At 64.5% G+C, this 5,183-nt stretch carries 7 protein-coding genes; 5 read left to right on the forward strand and 2 right to left on the reverse strand.

Translation table 11 applies throughout. The features are described from left to right. The 3 genes from VFV09_11165 to VFV09_11175 form a co-directional block, all read left to right on the forward strand. Positions 1 to 242: ABC transporter ATP-binding protein (locus VFV09_11165; GenBank protein HEU4868275.1), on the forward strand; the 242-nt coding region annotated here is incomplete at its 5' end. Beyond that, complete coding sequence (locus tag VFV09_11170; protein HEU4868276.1) at positions 239 to 1,051, forward strand: hypothetical protein; 813 nt, start codon at positions 239 to 241, stop codon at positions 1,049 to 1,051. The genes VFV09_11165 and VFV09_11170, both read left to right, overlap by 4 nt. A 101-nt stretch (positions 1,052 to 1,152) precedes the next feature. Further along, positions 1,153 to 1,986, forward strand: coding sequence for a Ku protein (locus tag VFV09_11175; GenBank protein HEU4868277.1), 834 nt, complete (start codon positions 1,153 to 1,155; stop codon positions 1,984 to 1,986). Between the two features lie 9 nt (positions 1,987 to 1,995). Here the strand turns inward: VFV09_11175 and ligD are convergent, their stop codons facing one another. After that, positions 1,996 to 2,994 carry a non-homologous end-joining DNA ligase gene (gene ligD, locus VFV09_11180; protein ID HEU4868278.1) on the reverse strand — a complete coding sequence of 333 codons (999 nt, stop codon included), beginning with the start codon at positions 2,992 to 2,994 and terminating at the stop codon, positions 1,996 to 1,998. A 117-nt stretch (positions 2,995 to 3,111) separates the two neighbouring features. Here ligD and VFV09_11185 point away from each other — a divergent pair, with 117 nt between their 5' ends. Then, positions 3,112 to 3,405, forward strand: a complete 294-nt coding sequence (locus tag VFV09_11185; GenBank protein ID HEU4868279.1) for a WhiB family transcriptional regulator — start codon at positions 3,112 to 3,114, stop codon at positions 3,403 to 3,405. Here the strand turns inward: VFV09_11185 and VFV09_11190 are convergent. Further along, positions 3,402 to 4,868 (reverse strand): sensor histidine kinase, encoded by a 1,467-nt coding sequence (locus VFV09_11190; GenBank protein ID HEU4868280.1) that lies wholly within the window; start codon positions 4,866 to 4,868, stop codon positions 3,402 to 3,404. The genes VFV09_11185 and VFV09_11190 overlap by 4 nt on opposite strands. A gap of 32 nt (positions 4,869 to 4,900) precedes the next feature. Here VFV09_11190 and VFV09_11195 point away from each other — a divergent pair. Then, positions 4,901 to 5,183, forward strand: a 283-nt coding sequence (locus VFV09_11195; protein HEU4868281.1) for a DUF2203 family protein, incomplete at its 3' end; no start/stop codon positions are given.

Below are 5,183 nucleotides of genomic sequence, written 5' to 3' on the forward strand. Positions count from 1 at the left end.
CCGCCGACCTGGACCCCATCGGGCGCCGCGACGTGCGCAACCAGATCGCAGCCCTCAAGGAACGGGGCGCCACGGTGATCCTCAACTCCCACCTCCTCAGCGAGGTCGAGCGCATGTGCGACCACGCCGCAATCATCCACAAAGGCCGCATGGTGGCCACCGGGCCGATGGACGAGCTGGTGCCGGAAGGCCAGGACCTGGAGAGCGTCTTTGTCGACCTGATCGAGAAGGCCGGATCGTGAACGCCGTACTCACCCTGGCCCGCTCCGCCATCACCGAACACGTCCGCCGAAAGCTCGTCCTGTTCTTCGGCGGGATGGCGCTGCTGGCCGGCCTCGGGCTGATCTACGTCTCGTTCAACCAGGACCTGTCCGCCACACTGGTGAACGCGGCGGTAGGAATGGCCACCGTCCTGTCGGTCACCCTTCTGCAGGGCATGGCCACGCTGGCTGCGGTGGCGGTGTCGATGAACAACATCGGCCGGCCCTTCTCCGACGGGGAGGCGATGCTGGTGCTCGCCCGCCCGGTCGCCCGCTGGCAGTACGCACTGGGCCGGCTGCTGGCGAGCATGGCGCTGGTCGTCGGCCTCTGCCTCCTGCTGGCGACGCTTCTACAGGGGGTCAACCTCATCGAGGACCGGGGCCTCGGCATGGAGTTGTGGGGTCACTGGGCGACGCAGGCGTTCAACCTGATGCTGCTGGTCGCGATCACCACCTTGATGTCGGCGCTGATCAACAACCCGGTTCTGGCCGCCTTCGTCGCCTTCTTCATCTACTCGGCGTCCAACGCGGTCTCCACGCTCTACCTTTTCGTCACCACCGGACGGGTGGGCGGCGCCGGCGGGGCGATAATCACCGCCCTCTGGTACCTGACGCCCAAGCGGCTGATCTCACCGCTGGCGCTGGAACAGTTGGAGCAGGGCGGCAACATTGCCGGGGCGAGCAGCATGCTGCTGATCGAGAGCGCGGGCGCACGGGTCGCCTGGGCGGTCGCCTACCTCGCCGTGATGATCGGCCTGACGTTCTTCGTGGTGCAGCGCAAGGAGATCTAAAGCCCTTTCGATTCGTCAGCCGACCTCGATATCAACAGGTAACCGGATTGGTGTCGGCCCTGCGGGGTAAGCTTTAGGTCGGGAAAACGAAGGGGCTACTCATGCCATCGAGATCGATTTGGAAGGGCGCAATCACCTTCGGCCTAATCACCATTCCGGTGGGCCTGTACACGGCCGTCGAGGAGAAGGACTTCCGCTTCAACCAGTTGCACGGCAAGGACAACGGCCGCATCAAGTACAAGCGCACCTGCAGCGTCTGCGGTGAGGAGGTCCCCTACGACGAGATCGTGAAGGGCTACGAGTTCGAGAAGGGCAACTACGTCGTCTTCACCGAGGAGGAGATGGACGCCATCCCCGCGGACAGCATCAAAGCCATCGACGTGGTCGCGTTCGTCCCGCTCGAGGAGATCGACCCGGTTTACTTCCAGAAGCCCTACTACGTCGCCCCCGAGCCCTCGGGCGTGAAGGCGTACAAGCTGCTGGAGAAGGCCATGAACGACTCCGGGCGCATCGGCATCGCAAAGGTCACGCTAAGGGAGAAGGAGCGCCTGGCGACCCTCCGGGTCCGGGACGGCATCTTCATCCTCGAGACCATGAACTGGCCGGACGAGATCCGCAAACCCGACTTCGCGGAGTTGGAGAAGGACGTCGAGATCCGCCCGCAGGAGCTCGCGATGGCGAAGAGCCTGATCGAGAACCTGTCGGACACCTTCCAGCCGGATGAGTTCCACGACACCTACCGGGAGCGCCTCGAAGCCGCCGTCCAGGCCAAGATCGAGGGCCAGGAGGTCGCGGTGGAGGCCACCAAGGAGCCCACTCAGATCCTCGACCTGATGGAGGCCCTGAAGGCCAGCGTGGAGGCGACGAAGGCCAAGACCAAGGCGGCCGAGAAGGAAGACAAGAAGGAAAAGGTCAAGGCGAAGAAGTCGGCCTAATCCTGCGCCCTACTCCGGGATCAGGCACTCCGCCGGGGTTTTGTCGTCCCGCAGGCCCTTGAACGAGGGCGCCCGCAGGCGCATCCCATTGGTCAGCTCCCGGTACTCAACCTTGGCCACCAGCTCGGGCCGGGCGAAGCGCACGCCCTTCGGCAGCTTGTCGGCGAACGGGTTCACCGGAGTCGCCAGCTCCTCCAGCTTCGCCTTGATCGAAACCAGGTCCCGGTCCTTGAACCCGGTCCCGACTGCCCCGAGGTAGCGCAGCCGGCCTTCGGTGTCGTAGGCACCGACCTGCAGGGCCCCCAGAGAGCTGGAGCGGGAGTTGGTCCCGGCGCTGTACCCGCCGACCACCACGTCCACGTCGTAGATCGCCTTGATCTTCAGCCAGTCCTTCGTCCGCCGGCCTGGGATGTAGTGGCTGTTGGAGAGTTTGGCGACAATGCCTTCCAACCCCTTGGCCTTGGCCGCCTCGAACAGCGCGCAGCCGTGGAGCGCGATGGGCTCGGACCTCAAGACCCTCTCGCCGAACTCCACGCTGCGGCCGAGCAGGTCCAGCCGGTCGGTCAGCGGGTGACCGCCGATCCACTCGCCGCTGCAGAACACCAGGTCGAACAGCACCAGGTCCAGCGATATCTGGCCGACACCCCGGGCGATGTCGGAAGGCCGGGAGAGGTTGATGCGGCTCTGCAGGAGCTCGAACGACGGCCGGGAGTTGGGGTCCAGGGCGACTATCTCCCCGTCGAGCACTGCGTTGGGAAGATGCAGCCGCTGGTGCAGGTCCTTGAACTCCGGGTACTGGTGGGTGACCTCCCGGCCGGATCTTGAATAAAGGCGAGTCGAAGCGTTCTCGCAGAAGGCTAGAACTCTTACTCCGTCCCATTTGACCTCAAAAAGGTGATCGGGAGAGTCAAATGCGTCCTTTATCAAGGTTGGCAACATTGGCGAAAAAACCCCGGGAAGCGCAGAATTCGCCCCAATATCACCCGTTTTGTTCAAAATGCGGTCCATTTCACTTAAGTTTTAGCTGAGAAAAACGACTCGGGGGTATTGCGTAGTTAACAGTGCCGACATATTCTCCCCTTGTTCCCAGCCCGCGAAGTTCGACTAGGTCTTTCAGGTCTCCCCATGAAAGAAATCACGTTTTACCTCGAACCAGGCGCATCTCCTGAAACCGATTGGCGGCAGCGCGCCAATTGCAAGGAGATCCCCGACCCGGACGTATTCTTCCCCATCGGTACGACCGGTCCCGCCCTGGATCAGATCGAGCAGGCCAAGGCGATTTGCCAGCCGTGCTGCGTTAAGCAGGATTGCCTGGAGTGGGCCATCGAGACCCATCAGGAATCCGGCGTCTGGGGAGGACTTTCCGAGGACGAGCGCAAGAGCGTAGCCGCGGGACGCCGCCACCCTTTTCTCGCCTAGCTCCCGGAGGACGGGACGAGCCCGCCTGGACGCTCGGTGGGGACAACAACGGAGAAGCTGGCCCCACCATCTGACATGTAGCTGAACGTTCCCGCGAGCTCGCTCTCCACCAGGGCCCGCACGATCTGAAGGCCCAGGCCCTTGTCCTTGGGGCCGAACCCCTCCGGGAGTCCCTTTCCGTTGTCGCCGACGTTCATCGTCAATACCCCGTCCACCCGCTGCATCTGGACCATCACGGTCCCCCCGGTCTCGCCGAAAGCGTGCTCGACCGCGTTCTGGAGCAACTCGACGAGAACCACCGCGAGCGGCGTCGCCAGGTCCGAGTGCAGCTTTCCCGGGTCCCCCTCCAGCCGGAGGGTGATTCGGCTGTCCGGGTGGAGCAGCCCCTCGGAGACCATCCTGATCAGCCGCCCGGCAACCCCGGCGAAGTCGACGTACTGGCCCGACTCCTTGGAGAGCGTCTCGTGCACCAGGGCGATGGCGGCGATCCGGCGGGTCGCCTCCTCCAGCTCCCGGCGGGCTTCGGGGTGAACCCGGCGGCCCTGGAGCCGCAGCAGGCTGGCGATGGTCTGCAGGTTGTTCTTCACCCGGTGGTGGACCTCCCGGATGACCGCCTGCTGTCGTTTCAGCTGGCGCTCCCGGTAGCGAAGCTGTGTGACGTCCCGAACCAGGACGATGGCGCCGGTTACCCGCCGGTCCCGTCCTTCGAGGAAGGGCAGCGCCCGCTGGAGCATGACCGAAGCCCCCACCTCGACGTCGATCTGGGCCGGCAGGCCGGTGGTCAGCGCCTGGGTCGCAGCTGCGGCGTCCACCCCGACGTCCATGAGCTTTTCTCCCTGCAGGTTGGTGACCACGCCCAGCCGGCGAAAGGCGGAGACCGCGTTGGGGCTGGCGTACATCACCTTGCCGAGCAGGTTCAGCCGGATCATGCCGTCCCCTACCCGGGGGGCGAGCTCCGGGTCCAGCGCCTCGCCGGGGAACGGGAAGATCCCCTGGCCGACCATCCGCGCCAGCACGGCGGCGCACTCCAGGTAGTTCTGCTCGAGCTCACCCCGGCGCCGGTTCTTCAGCGGTGCGCTGTGGATCGTCATCACCGCGCTCACCCGGTCCTCGGTCACGGGGACCGGAATTGCCTCGATCCGGATTGGGAGACCGTCGATGATCAGCGGCTCCTCGCTGCGCCAGGTCCGGTTCTCGGCGTAGACCCGGTCGACCACCGCCAGCTCCTCGGGCCGAAGCACCTTGCCGACGAGGTCGTGGGGGTAAAGGGTCTGGGTGGTGTACGGGCGCATCTGGGCCAGGCACACGAAACCACTGCCGCCCCGGAGCGGGCACCAGAGCAAAAGGTCGGCAAACGAGAGGTCCGCGAGCAGCTGCCAGGACATAAGCAGCCGGTCGAGGTGCTCCACCTCCCTCGGCGAGAGGTTGGTTTCGTCCCTAACTAGCTCCGTCAGCGTTTGCATAGTTCCTTCTGGGCCAACAGTAAGATGGAGTGGTGCCCGGGCCAACCCGATATACCAAGCTTACGGCCAACGAAATCCTGCCTGAGGTAAGGGAGCATCTTCGAAGCCTCCAGGATGCGTATAGCGAGGTGCAACGCCATCGAGCAGCGGTGGCCCTCAGGTCCCACACCAACGGCGGAGACCCGGCGGGTTCTGCGTGGTCCGAGCACTCGGACCGGGTCACCGAAGAGTTGGATTGGTTCGACCAAAGGAGCATCACCATCAAGGACATCGAACAGGGTTTGGTCGACTTTCCTGCCGTCATCGACGGGCAGG

The organism is Actinomycetota bacterium (assembly GCA_035759705.1).
In the GTDB taxonomy this organism is placed as follows: domain Bacteria; phylum Actinomycetota; class CADDZG01; order JAHWKV01; family JAHWKV01; genus JAJCYE01.